We start from the raw sequence: 19662 nt of genomic DNA, 5'->3' as shown, positions 1-19662 counted from the left end.
GAATCGTCGCTTTTGTGGCGAGGGAGCTTGCTCCCGCTCGGGTGCGAAGCAGCCGCAAGTTGGTTGTCTATGTACCACCGGCGTACAAGTTTTCTGATATCGGGACGGCTTCGCCATCCAGCGGGAGCAAGCTCCCTCGCCACAGGGTTCGTATCAGCCTCAAAGATGGATTTGTCCTACGCATGAGACGCCAATCCGCTAGTCTTGCTCAATCCTGGAAGGAGCGCTCTCATGTTCGAATCCGCCGAAATCGGTCATGTCATCGACAAAGAAACCTATGAAGCCGAACTGCCGGCGTTGCGTGAGGCCCTGCTCGAAGCGCAGTTCGAACTTCGGCAGCAACACCGTTTTCCAGTGATCATTTTGATCAACGGCATCGAAGGGGCCGGCAAGGGCGAGACGGTCAAGTTGCTCAACGAATGGATGGACCCGCGCTCGATCGAGGTTCGCACATTCGACCAGCAGACCGACGAAGAGCTGGCGCGACCACCCGCCTGGCGCTACTGGCGGATGTTCCCGGCCAAGGGGCGCATGGGGATTTTCTTCGGTAACTGGTACAGCCAGATGCTGCAAGGACGGGTTCATGGCGTGTTCAAGGACCCGCGACTCGATCAAGCCATCAACGGCGCCGAGCGGCTGGAGAAGATGCTGTGCGACGAAGGCGCGCTGATCTTCAAGTTCTGGTTTCACCTCTCCAAGAAACAGATGAAAGCGCGGCTCAAGGCGCTGGCTGATGACCCGCTGCATAGCTGGCGCATCAGCCCGCTGGACTGGCAGCAATCCGAGACCTACGACAAGTTCGTGAAATACGGCGAACGGGTGCTGCGCCGTACCAGCCGCGACTATGCGCCGTGGCATGTGATCGCTGGCGTGGACGCGCGTTATCGGAGCCTGGCGGTTGGCAAAATCTTGCTCGAAGGCCTGCAAAGCGCACTGAAGCGACCCAGGATTCACCCGGACAAAGTCAGCGCCGCGCCCATGTTCCCCAGCGTTGATCAGATGAATCTGCTCGACAGCCTGGACCTGACCCTGCACCTGGACAAGGACGATTACGAAGAACAGCTGATTACCGAACAGGCACGGTTTTCCGGGTTGATGCGCGACAAACGCATGCGTCGTCACGCGTTGATCGCGGTGTTCGAAGGCAACGACGCGGCGGGCAAGGGCGGGGCGATCCGTCGAGTGGCCGCGGCGCTCGATCCACGCCAGTACAACATCGTGCCGATCGCCGCGCCCACCGAAGAAGAACGGGCGCAGCCGTATCTGTGGCGGTTCTGGCGGCATATTCCGGCGCGAGGAAAATTTACCGTGTTCGACCGTTCCTGGTATGGCCGGGTGCTGGTGGAGCGCATCGAAGGTTTTTGCAGCAAGGCGGACTGGTTACGTGCCTACGGTGAGATCAACGACTTTGAAGAACAGGTCGCCGATGCCGGGGTGATCGTGGTCAAGTTCTGGCTGGCCATCGACAAACAGACTCAACTGGAGCGCTTCCAGGAGCGCGAAGAGATCCCGTTCAAGCGCTTCAAGATCACTGAAGACGACTGGCGCAATCGTGACAAGTGGGACGATTACCGCGCCGCCGTCGGCGATATGGTCGATCGCACCAGCACCGAGGTATCGCCCTGGACATTGGTAGAAGCCAACGACAAGCGCTGGGCGCGGGTCAAGGTTCTTCGCACCCTCAATGAGGCGTTGGAAGAGGCATTCGAAAAGTCCGACAAGCGCGAGAAGAAACTGCAAAAGCGCGAGCGCTGAGCCGATGGTTACGCATACGCGGGGTGAATGATTGTCGCGGTCAGTCATAGGGTGGACTTATGCTCGGTCCAACTCCTGACTGACAACAACAATGAGGTGTATGCCATGCGTGAAGTGGTGATCGTCGATAGCGTACGGACCGGCCTGGCCAAATCCTTTCGCGGCAAGTTCAACCAGACCCGTCCGGACGACATGGCGGCCCATTGTGTCAACGCGCTGCTCATGCGCAATGACGTCGACCCGGCCAGCGTCGAGGATTGCATCGTTGGCGCCGGTTCCAACGAAGGCGCCCAGGGCTACAACATCGGTCGCAACGTCGCGGTGCTGTCGCACTTGGGCATCGGCACAGGTGGCATGACCCTTAACCGCTTCTGTTCGTCGGGCTTGCAGGCCATCGCGATTGCCGCCAATCAGATCGCTTCGGGTTGCAGCGACATCATCGTCGCCGGCGGTGTCGAGTCGATCAGCCTGACCATGAAAAGCGTCAACACCGACAACCTGATCAACCCGCTGCTGAAAGAGCAGGTGCCGGGCATCTATTTCCCCATGGGCCAGACCGCCGAGATCGTCGCGCGTCGTTATAGCGTCAGCCGCGAAGAGCAGGATCTGTATGCCCTGCAAAGTCAGCAACGTACGGCGATGGCGCAAGCCGCCGGATTGTTCAACGATGAAATCGTGCCAATGGCGGTGAAGTATCGCGTTGAAGACAAGACCACCGGCCAGGTGCAGATCCTCGACGGCATCGTTGATCACGATGACTGCAACCGCCCTGACACCACCCTGCAAAGCCTGGCCGGGTTGAAACCGGTGTTTGCCGAAGACGGCTCGGTGACCGCCGGCAACTCGTCGCAGCTGTCTGACGGTGCTTCGATGACGCTGGTGATGAGCCTGGAAAAAGCCCTGGCGCTGGGGCTCAAGCCCAAAGCCTTCTTTCGCGGTTTCGCCGTGGCCGGCTGCCAGCCGGACGAGATGGGCATCGGCCCGGTGTTCTCGGTGCCGAAGTTGCTCAAGGCCAAGGGGTTGCAGATTGCCGACATTGATTTGTGGGAGCTCAACGAAGCGTTCGCCTCGCAATGCCTGTACAGCCGCGACCGGCTGGAGATCGATAACGACAAATACAACGTCAATGGCGGCTCGATTTCCATCGGCCACCCATTCGGCATGACCGGTTCGCGTCAGGTCGGGCACATCGTGCGCGAGTTGCAGCGGCGTAACCTGCGTTACGGCATCGTCACCATGTGCGTGGGGGGCGGGATGGGGGCTACTGGGTTGTTTGAGGCGGTGCGTTAATTCCGTGAGGTCGCCTTCGCGGGCAAGTCGGATCGCCGCACCGCTCGCTCCTACAGGAATTGCACCTGTAGGAGCGAGGCTTGCCCGCGAAGCAGGCGACGCGATTTACGAGTTCATCCGCAAAACCCGCATCCGCTCGATATAAGCCTGAATCTCTTTCTCGGCCGTCGCCGCATTATCGAACGGCCCCTCCAGGGTCTGTTCCCGGGTGGTGAAATACAACTCCCCATTGACACGACACAACCGGTCACAGCGAAAGTGCGTGGCGGGGGCGGTGTCCTGGGCGCGCATGCCGTACATGGGCGATCTCCTGCAGAGGGCGGTTTCAATGAGCTTATGCATGAACCCTTTGCAACGCCTGGCGAGCTGATCGACGGCATCCCGTCAATGTCATGGTACGACCTGCACAGTTTCATTTGCGGCCCGTGGGCAACTGTCCCTGTGTCGCGCCCCGGTCTGAGCCTAGAATGACCGTTCTTGTCAACGGGCTTCGGGGTCAGCATGCATATTTCATCGGGTCGCTGGGTGTACGGTTTATTCCTGGCCTTGCTGACCGCGTTGCTGTGGGGAATCCTGCCAATCAAGCTCAAGCAAGTGCTGCTGGTGATGGACCCGATGACGGTGACCTGGTTTCGCCTGATGGTGTCCGGCGGTTGCCTGTTCATTTATCTGGCGGCGACCAAGCGCTTGCCGAGCCGCAAAGTTCTTGGCCCGCGCGGTGGCTGGTTGGTGTTGATGGCGGTGCTCGGACTGGTCGGCAACTACGTGCTGTACCTGATGGGCCTGAACCTGCTCAGCGCCGGCACCGCGCAACTGGTGGTGCAGATGGGCCCGATCATGTTGCTGATCGCCAGTCTGTTCGTGTTCAAGGAGCGGTTCAGCGTGGGGCAGGGGATTGGCCTGTTGGTACTGCTGATCGGCTTTGCGCTGTTCTTCAATCAGCGCTTGAGTGAGTTGCTCACCTCGCTGACCGATTACACCGCGGGTGTGCTGATGGTGCTGTTGGCGTCCACGGTCTGGACCTTTTATGCCTTGGGCCAGAAGCAGTTGCTCACGGTGTGGAATTCGTTGCAGGTGATGATGGTGATCTACCTGTTCTGCGCGCTGTTGCTCACGCCGTGGGTGCATCCGCTGCAAGCGCTGCAACTGAGCCCGCTGCAAGGCTGGCTGCTGCTGGCGTGCTGTTTGAACACTCTGATCGCGTATGGCGCCTTTGCCGAAGCCTTGGCCCATTGGGAAGCTTCGCGGGTCAGCGCGACGCTGGCGATCACGCCGCTGGTGACCTTTGCCGCGGTGGCCGTGGCTGCGTGGTTATGGCCGGAGTATGTGCATGCCGAGCAGATCAACGGTCTGGGTTATGGCGGGGCGGTGCTGGTGGTGCTCGGGTCGGCGCTGGTGGCGTTGGGGCCATCGTTGATCGCCGGACTTCGTGCCAGAAAGATCAAAATGGCGGTTGAGTGATCGTTCCCACGCTCTGCGTGGGAATGCAGCCCGGGACGCTCTGCGTCCCAAGAGCGGACGCAGAGCGTCCATTGAGGCATTCCCACGCAGAGCGTGGGAACGATCAGGGAAACTCAGCCCTTGGCACCTGCCTCCAGCATATTCTCCGGCCTCACCCACGCATCGAACTCTTCATTGGTCAGATACCCCAACTTCAACGCGGCCTCACGCAGCGTCAGCCCCTCGCCATAAGCCTTCTTGGCAATCTCGGCTGATTTGTCGTAGCCGATGTGCGGGTTCAGCGCTGTCACCAACATCAAGCCTCGTTCCAGATGCTCGGCCATTTTCTCGGCATCCGGTTCCAGGCCGGCGATGCAATGCTGCTGGAAGTTGCTGCAGCCGTCGCCCAACAAGCGGATCGATTGCAGCAGGTTGTGGATGATCACCGGTTTGAACACGTTCAATTGCAGGTGCCCCTGACTGGCGGCAAAACCGATGGCGACGTCGTTGCCCAACACCTGACAGGCCAGCATCGACAACGCTTCGCACTGGGTCGGGTTGACCTTGCCGGGCATGATCGAGCTGCCTGGCTCGTTGGCCGGCAGTTTCACTTCAGCGAACCCGGCTCGCGGTCCGGAGCCTAGTACGCGCAGGTCGTTGGCGATTTTCATCAGGGTCACGGCGAGGGTTTTCAGGGCGCCGGACAGCGTGGTCAGTGGCTCATGGCCGGCCAGTGCGGCGAATTTGTTCGGCGCGGTGACGAACGGCAGGCCGGAGAGGGCGGCCAGTTCGGCGGCGATCGCTTCGCCAAAACCGTGGGGCGAGTTCAACCCGGTGCCGACCGCGGTGCCGCCCTGGGCCAGTTCACAGACCGCCGGCAGCGCGCCGCGGATCGCCCGCTCGGCGTAATCCAGTTGTGCGATGAACGCCGAGAGTTCCTGACCGAAGGTAATCGGCGTGGCGTCCATCATGTGGGTACGACCGGTCTTGACCAGTTTCATGTGCCGCGCGGACAACTCCGCCAACCCGCCAGACAACTCAGCGATCGACGGCAGCAAGTGCTGTTGCACCGCCTGAACCGTTGCGATGTGCATGGCCGTGGGGAAGCAGTCGTTGGAGCTCTGGGAGCGATTGACGTGATCGTTGGGGTGCACCGGAGACTTGCCGCCCCGCGGGTTGCCGGCCAGTTCGTTGGCGCGACCGGCGATCACTTCGTTGACGTTCATGTTGCTCTGGGTGCCGCTGCCGGTCTGCCAGACCACCAGCGGGAACTGGTCGTCATGCTGGCCGTCGAGCACTTCGTCGGCCGCCTGTTCGATCAGGCGGGCGATGTCGGCGGGCAGGTCGCCATTACGATCATTGACGCGCGCCGCGGCTTTCTTGATCAGGGCCAGGGCATGCAACACCGCCAGCGGCATGCGTTCATTGCCGATGGCGAAGTTAATCAACGAACGTTGCGTCTGTGCGCCCCAGTAAGCGTCATCCGGGACTTCCACCTGGCCCAGGCTGTCGGTTTCGATACGGCTCATCATGCACACTCCTGTAGGTCTGATAGCGCAGTTTAGGCTGTGATCGCCGGTCGTGGTTCCATCAGTCTGGAATTTGACCGTTCAACCCCTCTAAATCAGGCGTGACAAGGCTTGGGGTTGAGCGACACACTTTTTTAGGCGCAGAATGGGCGCCCTTGGGGTTATACCTCGCCTGCTAGAAAAGGAAACTCGATGACTCGTCTTCGTGCCATCTGTACCGCGGTTGCACTGGTTTGCGCCAGCGGCCAGGTTTTTGCCGATACCGCCAGCCACAACGCCAGTGCCGAAGCTTTCCTGACCCTGGCGCACGCTGACAAACTGGGCACTCCGGTGTACATGCAAGTGCAGCAAATGTTCGCTCAGCGCTTTGAACAGACCAAAGCCCCTGAGTCGAAAAAAGCGGTTCTGGAAACTTATCAGGCCAAGGCCAACGCAGCGCTGGACGCAGCCATTGGCTGGAACAAGCTGAAGCCGGACATGGTCAAGCTCTACACCACCAACTTCAGCGAATCCGAGCTCAAGGATCTGGTGGCGTTCTACCAGTCGCCACTGGGCAAGAAAGTCCTGGAAAAAATGCCGCAGCTGACTCAGCAATCGGCCCAGATGACTCAAGCCAAGCTGGAAAGCGCGGTGCCTGTGGTCAACAAACTGCTGGCTGACATGACGGCCGAGCTGACGCCGAAAGATGCGGCTGCTCCTGCCAAGAAAAAGCCTTAAGCGGAGTTCGGGATGACCATGCAACAACGCATCGAATCGACGCTGGGGCTGCTGCAGCCCGAGCACCTGCAAGTGCTGGATGAAAGCCACATGCACAGCCGTGGGTTGCAGACCCACTTCAAGGCAGTGGTGGTCAGCCGGCAGTTCGAAGGGCTCAATCGCGTCAAGCGTCACCAGAAGGTGTACGGCACTTTGGGCGAACTGATGGGCGAGTTCCATGCGTTGGCGCTGCATACCTACACGCCGGAAGAATGGGCACAGATCGACGCGGCTCCGGCCTCGCCGACCTGTGCTGGCGGCAGTCATTGATCTGATGGTCTGGGGCTGTTGTGGCGAGGGAGCTTGCTGTGGTGAGGGGGCTTGCCCCCGTTGGGGCGCAAAGCGGCCCTGAAAATACCAACACCACCGAGGTGTGTCAGGCAAACCGAGTTTGCCGGTTTTACGACTGCTTCGCAGCCGAGCGGGAGCAAGCTCCCTCGCCACAGAGGCATCTCACAGTCCTAAAGCCATACGGTTTTTGCTAGAATCCGCAACGCGCCGCTCACCCGGCGCGTTTTTTTTCGCATCCGGTTCACCCCTTACGAGGGTAGCCACCTGGAGAATTACCCATGACACAACAGATTGTCGTGGCGGCACTGTATAAGTTCGTCACCCTGGAAAATTACGTTGATCTGCGCGAGCCACTGCTGCAAGCGATGATCGACAACGGCATCAAAGGCACGCTGCTGATCGCCGAAGAAGGCATCAATGGCACCGTGTCCGGCAGCCGCGAAGGCATTGACGGGCTGATGGCCTGGCTCAAGAACGACCCGCGCATGGACGACATCGACCACAAAGAGTCGTACTGCGAAGAGCAGCCGTTCTACCGCACCAAAGTCAAACTCAAGAAAGAAATCGTTACCCTGGGCGTTGAAGGCGTGGACCCGAACAAAAAGGTCGGCACCTATGTGGATCCGCAGAACTGGAACGCGCTGATCAGCGATCCTCAAGTGCTGTTGATCGACACCCGCAACGATTACGAAGTCTCGATCGGTACATTCGAAGGCGCCATCGACCCGAAGACCACCAGTTTTCGCGAATTCCCCGACTACATCAAAGCCAACTTCGACCCGGCCGTGCACAAGAAAGTCGCGATGTTCTGCACCGGCGGCATTCGCTGTGAGAAAGCTTCCAGCTACATGCTCAGCCAGGGTTTCGACGAGGTCTATCACCTCAAGGGCGGCATCCTGAAGTACCTCGAAGAGGTGCCGCAGGAAGAAACCAAATGGCAGGGCGACTGCTTCGTGTTCGATAACCGCGTGACCGTTCGTCACGATCTCAGCGAAGGCGACTACGATCAATGTCATGCCTGTCGTACGCCTGTCAGCGTTGAAGACCGCGCATCCGAGCACTATGTGGCCGGCATCAGTTGCCCGCATTGCTGGGATAAGCTGAGCGAGAAAACCCGTCGCAGTGCCATCGACCGGCAGAAGCAGATCGAACTGGCCAAGGCGCGCAACATGCCGCACCCGATCGGTTACAACTACAAGCAATCCGCTTCCGAGGCTTGAACCATGTCTGCACGCCTGCTCTATGTGATGGATCCGATGTGTTCCTGGTGCTGGGGCTTCGCTCCGGTGGCCAAAGCGCTGGTTGAGCAGGCGCAGGCGGCGGGTGTGGAGTTGCATTTGGTGGTGGGTGGTTTGCGCACCGGCAGTGGCGCGGCGCTGGAGCCAACCACCCGGCGCTACATCCTTGAGCACTGGCAGGCGGTCAGCGAGGCCACCGGCCAGCCGTTCAAATTTGAAGGCGCGTTGCCCGACGGGTTTGTCTACGACACCGAGCCTGCCTGTCGGGCACTGGTGACCGCGCGCAGCCTGGCTCCGGATTGCGCCTGGACATTGCTCGGGCTGATCCAGCATGCGTTCTATGTCGAAGGTCGCGACGTCACCCGTGCCAGCGTGTTGGTGGAGCTGGCGGAGAAGGCCGGTTTGCCGCGCATCGAGTTTGCCGCAGCGTTCGACCGTGCCGATCAGCACGCAGCGACCGCCGCCGATTTCACTTGGGTCCAGGACCTGGGCATTGCCGGTTTCCCGACTTTGCTGGCAGAGCGTGATGGTCAATTGGCGCTGCTGACCAATGGTTATCAGCCCCTGAGCAAGTTGTCACCGTTGCTCGGCCGCTGGCTGGAGCGCGCTGCCTGTGCATGATCTGCCCGATGATGTAGCGGCTCCCCAACGTGTCGATCGGCTGAGCTGGGCGGAAATCCGTCGCCTGGCCCTTCACCATAAAAAATCCCTGTGGATCGCCAACGGCGTAGCGGTATTGGCAACGCTGTGCAGCGTGCCGATCCCGTTGCTGTTGCCGTTGCTGGTGGATGAAGTCCTGCTGGGTCATGGTGACGTTGCGCTGAAAGTCATGAACCACGCGCTGCCCGACGTCTGGCAGAAAGCTGCGGGTTATATCGGTCTGATGCTGCTGGTGACCCTGGCGCTACGTTGCGCCGCGTTGTTGTTCAACGTGGTGCAGGCGAAATTGTTTGCGGCGCTGGCCAAGGACATCGTGTATCGGATTCGGGTGCGGTTGATCGACCGGCTCAAGCGCATCTCGCTGGGCGAATACGAAAGCCTGGGCAGCGGCACGGTGACCACGCACCTGGTCACCGACCTGGACACGCTGGACAAATTCGTCGGCGAAACCCTCAGTCGTTTCCTCGTGGCGATGCTGACACTGGTGGGCACTGCCTCGATCCTGATGTGGATGCACTGGAAACTCGCGCTGCTGATTCTGCTGTTCAACCCGCTGGTGATCTACGCCACGGTGCAGTTGGGCAAGCGGGTCAAACATCTGAAGAAACTCGAGAACGACAGCACCTCACGCTTCACCCAGGCCTTGACCGAAACACTGGACGCCATCCAGGAAGTGCGTGCCGGTAATCGTCAGGGTTTTTTCCTCGGACGGTTGGGGCAGCGAGCGCGGGAAGTGCGCGATTATGCCGTGAGCTCGCAGTGGAAAACCGATGCATCGAACCGGGCCAGCGGTTTGCTGTTCCAGTTCGGCATCGATATTTTCCGCGCCGCGGCCATGCTCACCGTGCTGTTTTCCGACCTGTCCATCGGCCAGATGCTGGCGGTATTCAGCTACCTGTGGTTCATGATCGGTCCGGTGGAACAGCTGCTTAATTTGCAGTACGCCTTTTACGCCGCCGGCGGTGCGCTGTCGCGGATCAACGAGTTGCTGGCCCGTGCCGACGAGCCGCAATACACCGGCAGTGTTGATCCGTTCCAAGGGCGCGACACGGTGGGCATCGAAGTACAGGGGCTGAGTTTCGGCTACGGCGACGAGTTGGTGCTGAACCAAATGAACCTGTCGATTGCCCCCGGTGAAAAAGTCGCGATTGTCGGCGCCAGCGGGGGTGGCAAAAGTACCCTGGTGCAGCTGCTGCTGGGTTTGTACACGCCGCTGGCCGGGACCATCCGTTTCGGTGGTTCGACTCAGCAAGAGATCGGCCTGGACACCGTGCGCGAAAATGTCGCCGTGGTCTTGCAACATCCTGCCCTGTTCAACGACACCGTGCGGGCCAACCTGACCATGGGTCGCGAACGCAGTGACGAGGCCTGCTGGCAGGCACTGGAAATTGCTCAGCTGCAACACACGGTGCGTGAACTGCCCAATGGCCTGGACAGTATCGTCGGGCGATCCGGCGTGCGTTTATCCGGCGGGCAGCGTCAACGCCTGGCGATTGCCCGAATGGTGTTGGCCGAGCCCAAAGTGGTGATCCTCGACGAAGCCACGTCCGCCCTGGACGCAGCCACCGAATACAACCTGCACCAGGCGCTGGCGCGCTTCTTGAGCCACCGTACCACGTTGATCATTGCGCACCGATTGTCGGCCGTGAAGCAGGCCGATCGGGTGCTGGTGTTTGATGGCGGGCAGGTTGCCGAGGATGGCGACCATCAGCAATTGATTGCCGATGGTGGTTTGTACGCCAAGCTGTATGGGCATTTGCAGCAGCACTAAATTAGTGCCACAGAACGTTCAGGGCATTTTCCCCGCCGTCGTAGCCGAATTGCTTCATGACAACCGAGCAGGAGTCGCAGGGCGGCATGGTGGTGGCGATGTTTACCGACTCTATCGATTTGGGATCGGGGTATTTCTCACGAATCACGCTGATCAACTTGCTTTCGCTGTCCAGTGACGTGGGCTTGCGAGTCAATGTCGGGCTATAGCTTTCAATATTTTTTATTGTCGCCGGCACAGCGAGTACTTTGCCTTCATCAGACACAAGGAGTGATGTGCTGGGAAAAGCTTCCTTCATATCAACGTTGAAGTAGGTCGTTTCGCCTACCTTGACCTGATCTGCGCCAAGATTATGTCTGAACAAAGGCAAATGTCCGGTCGCCCCCTGCGCTCCCGAAACACTCACATACACCTCCCGCATCCCGGCGGCTGTGGCTACTTCGGCATAACCGATGTTTCTCACATTGTACGGGCGCTGGTGACGAGGGATAAGGTTGTGAAGCTTTTTCATCGTGCTGTCGATCCTCAATGCGCTGTCGGGATGCTTCAGCACGATGCTCGACTCAAGGAACAATGTATCGAATATTTCCACTGTTCTTTGACGGAAAGCTTCTGATGCGACCTTGCTGCGCGACCAGCCTGTCGCACCTTTTGGCAGCTGGGTGACAATCATTCGGGTCGAGTGATCGAACAGCACCGCTTCGCCTGGACTGGTATCAACCTTGAGCAATTTGAGCGTATCGGGCGGGTTCACGTGGCCGCCAATCGGAATGGCAATTTCCTCCATGGTTTTCAACGCACGCTCCACCGCTTCTGTGCCGTAAATCCTTGCCATGTTGTTGGCATTCAACGATCCGGTGTAGACCTTCAGCAATTCTGCTTTGAGATCTTCCGGCAATGTGGAAGCTTTCTTGAAATTGAGCGTGTCTCTTATGCTTTGACCTTGTGCCAGTTCGGCGATGTAAAAAACTCCAGCATCCAGCCGGGTGAACACATAGTGCTTCGAACCGTCCATGGCCGGGATGAGGGTGGCACCCGCCTCGAAGGTATCAAATTGATTCTGGGGCCCGTAGGGAATGCTCACCTTGATCCTCCCACAAATCCCTTTTTGGAACTCCATCGTAGCCGGGAGCCGGTTTTTACTCTTCAGGGTTTTAAGCAGCATCGCCCTGTCCGCCGTGGCCGGCGTATAGATACTGTCTCCGAACCATGGCGCCCAGCCTTTGTTTTCGTCGAAACTGCCGACGGGCGGCGTCGGTGCCGGATCACGGGTGACGAATGTGGTCGTGCATACATCGGCACCCGGGCTACGTCGTACCCGGCAAGGCAAGGATCTGAGCATCGCCTGATCATCAATCAAATCGGCACGGCGCAGTTGGTTGCCGTCCAGACGATAGGGAACGTCATCAACGAACAGTGTGGTTCGACCATCGACCTCAAGTATTTCACGGACATGGACGTCTTTCGGGAGTTCTACCAGGACGTGGGATTCGGTAGGAGATAACGTTTTGAAGGTTGACCGGCCCTGTATGAGGTTGTTGCTGTGATTGTGCAGGCGGGGGCCATAGGGCAAGGACGTTACCGGGTCGACGGGGTGGAATCGGGTCAGGTCCGATGGGCTGGTATTGCGCACGAGTACGTCATCGACGCCATTGACCGTAGCCAGTCGATCACTGCTTGCCAGCGGCTTCCAGCGCCCCGGATCGGTTGTCTGGGGCAGGTTGTGCACCAGTCGGTAGCTGTCGGCGTGTCCTGTCAGTTTCCTGAACCCGCTAACGCCAACGCGTCCCGCCATGTGCAGTCCTTTCCAGGCACCGCTTCCCATTGACTTGAGCAGTGTCGGGACTCCGTCCAGCGGATTGAGGTTGCTCAGGGCAGCGGTCAGGAGTTTTCGGGTCAACGTTGAAAAGGAAGGCAGACTTGCTTTGACGGTCATTCGCGAGGCAGTTGCCCCGGCCCTGATCAACCGCACCGAACCCGACATGAATTTCCCGACAGGGGTGAGGAATGAAGCCAGGTCCAGCACGAGTCCGGCCACGCCTATGAGTATCTGGCCAACTTTTCCCGACAAAATGTCCTCGATGCTGCCCCAGAAGGGCACAAACCCTTTGGCTATTTCCAGGGTCGTATTGATCCGTTGTTCGCTTCTGGCCCTGAGGGTGTCGAATGCCGTCATGCCGCGGGCCTGGGTACGCAACCGCTGTTCATCGACATACAGAAAGTTTGATGCGATGTAGTGAGCCACTGCATTCAACCGGGAGGATGCCAGCGCACTGACTTCGCTATCGCTAACGGCTGTGATTGGCGATACAGCTGCGGGCACGTTACCTACCACGCCGAGGGTCGCTATGCAGTACGCCCGGTCGGCAGGCGGTGTGCCATCCAGGTGAGCGGCCCAATCGAGAAGCAGCGAAGTGCTGATTTCAGCGGTATATGTTTGTCCGGGGATCGAGGCGTGCAACGCAAACGTGGTGCGAACTCCGTTGATTGTTGAAACTCTCAGGTGGGGTCGACAACGAATGACGCCAGCACTCGGGATCAGTTCGTAATAGGTAATTTCATGATTGTGGGTCACCTGTAGAACGAAACCTTTTCTTGGCCGGATGTCTCCCCTTGCCTTGATGTGTTTTTCGTCCAGGTGCAGGCTCAGCAAGCGGACGTCACCCCATTCAAAGGCCTGGCGGTCGGCCAGTGGCAGTGAGGTCAGCAGACTGGTAATCAGGGTTTGATAGGCCGTCCTGATTTTCGAGAGGTAGTTTGTAAAGTCTGTTTCAAACTGCGTGTTGATATCAGGCAACGTCTCGCCTCCATATCTGGTAATAACACGCCTTTCGATCCCCTCATGATCTTTGCGAAAGAATTCCCCATGACGCAGGATTCGCTTGTCGTCGATCTTGATCCACTGACTGGTTCGTGTTTTCCCGTCGGGCCGGGTTACAAACCATTTTCTCTTGTCATCGAATTGGCCGTCGGCATAGACATCCAGGAAGGCATAGCCTGGCAGCTTCAATGAGGGCGTGTCTCTGGGGCCGCCGCTCGGTGGATCATCGCGCAGCAACTTGTGCCCGTCCGATTCGAACATTGCCTGGCCAAACAGATCATCCTTTACCCGTTTGGCCATCTTCAGTCTTTCAGGGGGCGGCAAATCCAGTGTCATAACGGCGTTGTTCAGGCTCTCGCTGTGGCTTTCCAGAGCCGCCATCGCCCGCTTCATATCGTCCTCGTCGTAATCGGATTTTCTTCGCGATTGAACGATGCCGCAGCAGACCGCCCATTCCAGTGCCGGCCCCATCCTCAGTCGAGTCATCTGCTCAAGTTGTTCGGGCGAGGCGTCGGCGCTCCGGGTCAGGGGCAAGTCGACGAGTTGTTGAAAGGACAGCGGTTGCAATCGATCAAGGCCAAGTTCATCTGCCAGCAGCACGCCGTGCATGAAGTTCACCCACACCACCGAACTTTTGTAAGGAAGGTCGGGCGGAGTATCGCGCACAGCGAAGTCCTTTGAGAGGTGGGTCTCGAACACCCGTGCGAGAAAGGCCGCCTCTTTTGCATCAGTCACCCGGTTGGTGCGTAGCAAGTGCAGTTCAAAATCGCTGCGCAGGGCCTGGTAGCTTTTGCCCCAGTGAGCCGTGTCTTGCCAGCGGAATCCGGCGACTTCCTGCGGCTCATCCGCTGACGGGGCTTGCAAGTAAAGGCATATGGCTTTGCATACCAGCTGATGGCGCACGGACGCCGAAGTTTGTTCACCAGGGCCTGCGCCATACCACCTGAGGATCCTGAGCAGTCTGTCCCCCAGCTCTTTTGCTTCGACTGTGTTCAGTATTCGCTGGAGGAATACAGACGGCGTCGCTCGCAGTTGATCCATGGAGGCGGAAGCCAGTACCGAGGCGCCGAGATGACCGATTAACGAACGCTTGCCGTTCAGGAAAGCTTTCACGATGTCGGTGATTTGAGCATCGATGCGTTTTGCCTTGTAAGTGTCGATGGTCATGTGTTGCGCGAGGTTGGGGGCCGCACGTTGAATAGCCTTGAACCCTCGTCGATCCTGGGCGGTGGTGCGAAGGCTGAAGTTCTCGACATCCGGGCCGTCGTCGAGTCCCAGAGCCTGTCTGGCGCGAAATTCTTCGTCTGCCGGTGACAGGGCGGGTTGACCAGGTGAAGGTGAAGACGTCTCTGTCATGTTGCACTCCTTTGAAAGGGTTCCCGTAACGGATAGGGGGAGCCCGAAGTGCCCAGTAAACAGATCTCCAGACTGGCCTTGGCGGTATATATCTATTTGGGGCGCACGTGTACGGCATAGAGGTCGATCCTCTGCTTGCCGGTTTCGAGATCGCACCCTAGTCTAGCTGTAGCGATCACGTTGGATGATGATCTGGCAGTGCTAAAACAAGGGACCTCATGAATCAAGCGCGGACTCTCGGAACGCCACGGCTGTTGGGCATCGTCTGGCCATTTATCGCCGTTGTGTTGTTTCAGGCACTGTTGGGCGGCGTCAGTCTTTACGTTCTTTCGGCGGTTCGTGGCTACGTCGGCGGTGAGAGCCTGTGGTCCAAGGGCCAGAAAGACGCCATCTATTACCTTAATCTCTACGCCGACAGTCGCGACGAGACGATTTTTCTCAAATACCAGACCGCGATTGCCGTGCCTCAGGGCGGCCATGAGTTGCGTATGGCGCTGGATCATCAGCCACCGAATATCGAGGCCGCGCGGCTCGCGATCCTCAAGGGCGGCAATCACCCGGACGACGTCCCCAGCCTGATTTGGCTGTACCTCAATTTCCGGCACATCAGTTACCTGGAAAAAGCCATCGAACTCTGGACAGTCGGTGACGCGTACCTGGTGCGGCTCGATGACGTCGCGCGGGAAATGCATCAGGGTATCGTCGATAGCCAGGCCTCCGATGCCGACATCAAGCGCTGGAAGGCGCAGATTTTGGCCATCAACGATGGCGTGACGCCCCCTGCCAAAGCGTTCAGCGATGCCTTGGGCGAGGGCTCGCGCATGATTCTCCGGTTGCTGCTGGCGACGAACCTCGCGACCGCGCTGGGCCTGATCGTGCTGGCCTTGCTGCGTACCCAAAAGCTGCTCGAGCAGCGCCATGCCTTCGCCGATGCCTTGCAGTTGGAGAAAGACCGGGCGCAGATCACCCTGCAATCGATTGGCGACGGGGTGATCACCACCGACGTCGAGGGAGCGATTGCCTACATGAACCCGGCCGCCGAGGCCTTGACTCACTGGAAAGCCGAGCAGGCAACGGGGTTGCCATTGGCGGCGCTGTTCAATCTGCTGGACGAGAACGCCCAGGCCGACGGTTTTACCTTGATCGAGCACATTTTGAGCGGCCAGCTCAGCGGCGGCAGCGAACATTCCAAACTGATCCAGCGACTGGATGGCAGCACGGTTTCGGTGACCCTGGTCGGTGCGCCGATCCGCAACGCGGGCAAGGTCAGTGGCACCGTGCTGGTGCTGCATGACATGACCCAGGAGCGGCAGTACATCGCCAATCTGTCCTGGCAGGCGACCCATGACGCCTTGACCGGGCTGGCCAACCGCCGCGAGTTTGAATATCGCCTGGAACAGGCCCTGCACGGCCTGACGCGACAAGCGGGGCGCCACGCCTTGATGTTCCTCGATCTGGATCAATTCAAACTGGTCAACGACACCTGCGGTCACGCTGCCGGCGATGAGTTGTTGCGGCATATTTGTGCGTTGCTGCAATCAGGTTTGCGAGAAGGCGACACCTTGGCCCGATTGGGTGGCGATGAGTTCGGCATTCTGTTGGAAAACTGTGCGCCGGAAGCCGCCGAGAAAATCGCCGAAGTCCTGCGCCAGACTGTGCAGAACCTGCATTTTGTCTGGAAAGGCCGGCCGTTCGTGACCACGGTGAGCATTGGTCTGGTGCACGTCACTCAGAGTCCGGCCACCCTCGAGGCCTCGCTGCGAGCCGCGGATATGGCCTGTTACATGGCCAAGGAAAAGGGCCGCAACCGGGTTCAGGTCTATCACGCCGACGATTCGGAGCTGTCCCTGCGCTATGGCGAGATGGCCTGGGTGCAGCGCCTGCACATGGCGTTGGAGGAGGACCGCTTTTGCCTGTACTCCCAGGAAATCGCGCCTCTGGGCCCTGGCGAGCGGGACGGCGGACATATCGAAATCCTGCTGCGCCTGCATGACGAAGCCGGGCGCATGATTCTGCCGGACAGTTTCATTCCGGCCGCCGAGCGTTATGGTTTGATGACGTCGCTTGACCGCTGGGTGGTGGAGAACGTTTTCAAGGTCATTGCCCGGGCCATCGCCCAGGAGGGCGAAGGGCCGCTGGCCATGTGTGCGATAAATCTGTCAGGTATTACTATCGGAGATGAGGCGTTTCTGGACTTCCTTCGTGAACAGTTTGTTGCATATTCAATTTCACCTGAAATGATTTGTTTTGAAATTACAGAAACCAGCGCGATTTCCAATTTGCCTAGCGCAATTAGATTTATTAATGAACTCAAAGGCTTAGGTTGCCACTTCTCATTAGATGACTTCTGTGCCGGTATGTCCTCATTCGCTTACCTGAAACATTTACCTGTAGACTTCCTGAAGATCGACGGGAGTTTCGTAAAGGATATGCTGGACGACCCGATTAACCGCGCCATGGTCGAAGTGATCAATCACATCGGGCATGTCATGGGTAAGCGCACGATTGCCGAGTTCGTTGAAACACCTCAGATCGAGCAGGCATTGCTGGAGATCGGGGTGGATTACGCTCAAGGGTATCTGATTGAACGCCCGCATCTGTTTACCTGCGACAGTTTACAAAGTCGTCCTGCCAGACCCCGGCCTTTGTTATTCAAGGCGCCCGGCACATTCCGTTGAAAGCTCCTGTCGATCTTGAAATCACAATCAAAAGGAGCGCGACAGTGATCGACACATTCAACAGAACCGGCCCCCTCATGGAAGCTGCAAGTTACCCCGCCTGGGCTCAGCAATTGATTCAGGATTGCAGTGAGAGCAAGCGCCGGGTTGTCCAACACGAACTGTATCAGCGTATGCGCGATAACAAGCTCAGCGCAAAAACCATGCGTCAGTACCTCATTGGTGGCTGGCCGGTGGTCGAACAGTTCGCCTTATACATGGCACAGAACCTGGCCAAGACCCGTTTTGCACGCCACCCTGGCGAAGACATGGCGCGTCGCTGGCTGATGCGCAATATTCGCGTCGAACTGAACCATGCCGATTACTGGGTGCACTGGAGCCGTGCTCACGGTATCAGCCTGGAAGATCTGCAGGCGCAACAGGTTGCCCCTGAACTTCACGCCTTGAGCCACTGGTGCTGGCACACCAGTTCGTCGGACTCGCTGATCGTGGCCATCGCCGCCACCAACTACGCCATCGAGGGTGCGACCGGGGAATGGTCGGCACTGGTCTGCTCCAGTGGCGTCTACGCGGCATCGTTCCCCGAGGAAGATCGCAAGCGGGCCATGAAGTGGTTGAAGATGCACGCCCAGTACGACGATGCCCATCCTTGGGAAGCGCTGGAAATCATTTGCACCCTGGCAGGGCTGAACCCGAGCAGATCCCTGCAGGTGGAATTGCGCCAGGCGGTCTGCAAAAGTTACGACTACATGTACCTGTTCCTGGAACGTTGCATGCAGTTGGAGTTGGCAGCGAAAGCTCCGGTAGCCCGTGAGCGGATGGCGTTGGCCGAAAGCTAAAAAATCGCAGCCTACGGCAGCTCCTACGGTCGGCGGAGTGTCATGACAGACCGCTATCCGTAGGAGCTGCCGAAGGCTGCGATCTCTCCAGGAACACTTGAGTTTCGAATTACCCTGCCATCGTCAACCGGTTACGCCCCTCGCGCTTGGCCACATACAGCGCACTGTCGGCCCGTCGTAACAGGCTGTCGGCAGACTCGCCGGGCAGCAGGGTCGAGCAACCCAGGCTGACCGTCAGTTCGATAGTCTTGCCTTCGGCCACATAGTCCTGAGCTTGCGCAGCAAACCGCAGTCGTTCGCCGACCATGGCCGCGGCTTCCCGGCTGGTGTTGGACAGCAGGATCATGAATTCTTCGCCTCCAAACCGGAACACCATGTCCACGTTACGCAACTGGCTTTTGATCGAGGCTGCGACGGCCTTGAGCACTTCATCGCCGGCGCTGTGCCCGTAGGTGTCGTTGATCTGTTTGAAGTGATCGATGTCCAGCATCAGCAGCGACAGGGGCTGCGAGTGTCGGCGCGACATCTCGACTTCCCGTTGCAGCGTCTGATCCATCGCGATGCGATTGCCCGTGTCGGTCAGCGGGTCGCGCAAGGCGCTTTGGGTGGCGGCACGGTAGAGCAGGGCATTGCGCATCGGGTAGAGAAGCGCTGATAACAGCGATTCCAGATGGCCTTGCTCTTCATCGCTGAAACGCTGATTGCGACGGAACACCAGTTCACCCAATTGCTCGCCTTCATGACTGAGGCTGTAGCTGATCGAATGATGACCTCGCTGGCCGAACTGCAGGCGCAAGTCGCTGGGCTGATGCTCATAATTCAAGGCATCCAGCGGTACAAGGCGCTGAATTTCACGGAAGAAAAGTCCGAGAATGCGTTGCGGCTCAAGACTGGTTTGCAGTTGCAGGCCCAGCTCCTGACGCAACTGCGCAAGACTGACGGGCCGCTCCAGAAGGGGAGGCTGCTGACCAAAGCCCAGGCGTTGCAATTTGGCGCTGTCGAAGTCAATTGCGTTGGTCTGGGAAGGCGATTTCATATGGCGTGAGCCCCTAAACAGTAAGACTGTCTTACAGGCTGGGTGAGAGCGGCTTTGGGCTGCGCGTCATACTGGTCCATCAGTCCCGTAGGACATTTGGCACGAGTTTAGTCCGCTTTGCCGAAGATTAGTAACCTCTCGGCTCACGCTCCGCCCCGTCTGCTTTCACACGGCGTTGTCTGAGCAAAATTAGAGCGAAAGT

At 58.7% G+C, this 19662-nt stretch carries 14 protein-coding genes; 10 read left to right on the top strand and 4 right to left on the bottom strand.

Annotated features, from left to right (window positions below):
- The first annotated feature begins 231 nt into the window (after positions 1-231).
- Positions 232-1755 carry a polyphosphate:AMP phosphotransferase gene (gene pap / locus AC1RO5_RS18460; RefSeq protein WP_493176784.1) on the top strand — a complete coding sequence of 508 codons (1524 nt, stop codon included), beginning with the start codon at positions 232-234 and terminating at the stop codon, positions 1753-1755.
- Positions 1756-1860: 105 nt separating this feature from the next.
- Complete coding sequence (locus AC1RO5_RS18455) at positions 1861-3045, top strand: thiolase family protein (protein WP_493176782.1); 1185 nt, start codon at positions 1861-1863, stop codon at positions 3043-3045.
- Between the two features lie 105 nt (positions 3046-3150).
- Here the strand turns inward: AC1RO5_RS18455 and AC1RO5_RS18450 are convergent, their stop codons facing one another.
- Positions 3151-3345, bottom strand: coding sequence for a DUF6316 family protein (locus AC1RO5_RS18450; RefSeq protein WP_493176780.1), 195 nt, complete (start codon positions 3343-3345; stop codon positions 3151-3153).
- Between the two features lie 201 nt (positions 3346-3546).
- Here AC1RO5_RS18450 and AC1RO5_RS18445 point away from each other — a divergent pair, with 201 nt between their 5' ends.
- Positions 3547-4506, top strand: a complete 960-nt coding sequence (locus tag AC1RO5_RS18445) for a DMT family transporter (RefSeq protein WP_493176778.1) — start codon at positions 3547-3549, stop codon at positions 4504-4506.
- Between the two features lie 113 nt (positions 4507-4619).
- On the opposite strand, the gene AC1RO5_RS18440 is transcribed toward AC1RO5_RS18445, so the two are convergent.
- Positions 4620-6014 carry a class II fumarate hydratase gene (locus tag AC1RO5_RS18440; RefSeq protein WP_493176776.1) on the bottom strand — a complete coding sequence of 465 codons (1395 nt, stop codon included), beginning with the start codon at positions 6012-6014 and terminating at the stop codon, positions 4620-4622.
- 192 nt (positions 6015-6206) lie between these two features.
- On the opposite strand from AC1RO5_RS18440, the gene AC1RO5_RS18435 reads away from it, so the two are divergent.
- The 5 genes from AC1RO5_RS18435 (at position 6207) to AC1RO5_RS18415 (ending at position 10730) form a co-directional block, all read left to right on the top strand.
- Positions 6207-6731: a DUF2059 domain-containing protein gene (locus tag AC1RO5_RS18435; RefSeq protein WP_493176775.1), complete on the top strand. Its 525-nt coding sequence runs from the start codon at positions 6207-6209 to the stop codon at positions 6729-6731.
- Between the two features lie 12 nt (positions 6732-6743).
- Positions 6744-7040: a BolA family protein gene (locus AC1RO5_RS18430; RefSeq protein ID WP_018929866.1), complete on the top strand. Its 297-nt coding sequence runs from the start codon at positions 6744-6746 to the stop codon at positions 7038-7040.
- A gap of 299 nt (positions 7041-7339) precedes the next feature.
- Entirely contained in the window at positions 7340-8281 is a 942-nt protein-coding gene (gene trhO, locus AC1RO5_RS18425; RefSeq protein WP_493176773.1) for an oxygen-dependent tRNA uridine(34) hydroxylase TrhO, read from the top strand.
- Positions 8282-8317: 36 nt separating this feature from the next.
- Positions 8318-8920 (top strand): DsbA family protein, encoded by a 603-nt coding sequence (locus tag AC1RO5_RS18420; RefSeq protein ID WP_493176831.1) that lies wholly within the window; start codon positions 8318-8320, stop codon positions 8918-8920.
- On the top strand, positions 8913-10730 hold the full coding sequence (locus AC1RO5_RS18415) for an ABC transporter ATP-binding protein (protein WP_493176771.1): 1818 nt from the start codon (positions 8913-8915) through the stop codon (positions 10728-10730). The genes AC1RO5_RS18420 and AC1RO5_RS18415 overlap by 8 nt, the downstream gene beginning before the upstream one ends.
- Position 10731: 1 nt before the next feature.
- Here the strand turns inward: AC1RO5_RS18415 and AC1RO5_RS18410 are convergent, their stop codons facing one another.
- Entirely contained in the window at positions 10732-14907 is a 4176-nt protein-coding gene (locus tag AC1RO5_RS18410; RefSeq protein ID WP_493176770.1) for a hypothetical protein, read from the bottom strand.
- A gap of 218 nt (positions 14908-15125) precedes the next feature.
- Here AC1RO5_RS18410 and AC1RO5_RS18405 point away from each other — a divergent pair, with 218 nt between their 5' ends.
- Complete coding sequence (locus AC1RO5_RS18405; RefSeq protein WP_493176768.1) at positions 15126-17585, top strand: EAL domain-containing protein; 2460 nt, start codon at positions 15126-15128, stop codon at positions 17583-17585.
- Positions 17586-17662: 77 nt separating this feature from the next.
- On the top strand, positions 17663-18424 hold the full coding sequence (locus AC1RO5_RS18400) for an iron-containing redox enzyme family protein (RefSeq protein WP_493176767.1): 762 nt from the start codon (positions 17663-17665) through the stop codon (positions 18422-18424).
- Positions 18425-18533: 109 nt separating this feature from the next.
- Here the strand turns inward: AC1RO5_RS18400 and AC1RO5_RS18395 are convergent, their stop codons facing one another.
- Positions 18534-19460 (bottom strand): GGDEF domain-containing protein, encoded by a 927-nt coding sequence (locus tag AC1RO5_RS18395; RefSeq protein WP_493176765.1) that lies wholly within the window; start codon positions 19458-19460, stop codon positions 18534-18536.
- Positions 19461-19662 lie beyond the last annotated feature (202 nt).

Source organism: Pseudomonas sp. GW822-FHT02G04 (assembly GCF_058802085.1).
Note: the sequence above shows the minus strand (reverse complement) of the source record. Positions and strands in the feature narration are given on the sequence as shown.